Annotated in this window: 2 protein-coding genes; both read right to left on the bottom strand. The window is 36.6% G+C overall.

The genetic code is table 11. The features are described 5' to 3' along the window. Positions 1-51 precede the first annotated feature (51 nt). On the bottom strand, positions 52-513 hold the full coding sequence (locus B5E58_RS13290; RefSeq protein WP_088110105.1) for a hypothetical protein: 462 nt from the start codon (positions 511-513) through the stop codon (positions 52-54). Next, positions 510-701, bottom strand: coding sequence for a hypothetical protein (locus B5E58_RS13285; protein ID WP_088110104.1), 192 nt, complete (start codon positions 699-701; stop codon positions 510-512). Before B5E58_RS13285 ends, B5E58_RS13290 begins: the two co-directional genes overlap by 4 nt. Positions 702-749: the final 48 nt, after the last annotated feature.

Below are 749 nucleotides of genomic sequence, written 5' to 3'. Positions count from 1 at the left end.
TTTAATCAGCACAAGGGCATCACCTCCATTTTTGAGTATAAAAAAAGAAGGTTAAAAACCTTCTTCAATTAATCTAAAACTTGCCGGAAGCTGACTAGGTGACCAAATCATGGCTGTTATAGGATTTGCATAACATTCATAAACTTTATTATCTGTATCCCTAATCAACATTCCTATTTCACTATCCATGTTATATACATAAGGGTATATCCCATACTCGTCTGGCTCAGGCAGAGGAGCATAGTTGTTTACAGCTACATTTGGGGCATATTGTGCCATTCTATAACTATCAACTCTGCATTTATATGCCATGTCTGTTTCTTCAAAATAGCTGATGTGTCCCGCTTTTTCAAGTCCTCCATCAGCCACCCAAGGCTCATAGGATTTTTTAAATATTCCAGCAGTAGGTGTAGACTCTGTCCTATTTTGATATGCCTTAGCACCCTCCTTCCTTAATCGTTTAATATAATCTGTCGCTATTTTCGTGTCAGCTGTTATATTCATATCGTTCACCTTATTTCTTCCATGACACTCTGATAGAATGTTCTGTATTCTTCTAATTCAGTTGTTGGTTCAGTTGGTATTTCATTTTCTAATATTTGATACCAATTATCAGAGCTATCACTAACACCTAAATCAATAGTTTTTCCATAGACCGTTCCATTTGTATAAACTTTTCCTTCATCTGCAACTAGTGTCATTTAATCCCCCCTATCGTACCACAGTCCAGTTTTTGGACTGTGCTATAC

Origin of the sequence: Tyzzerella sp. An114 (assembly GCF_002161055.1) — a bacterium.
Classification (GTDB): Bacteria; Bacillota; Clostridia; order Lachnospirales; family Anaerotignaceae; genus Fimicola; species Fimicola cottocaccae.
This window is presented reverse-complemented; position numbering and strand designations above follow the sequence as displayed.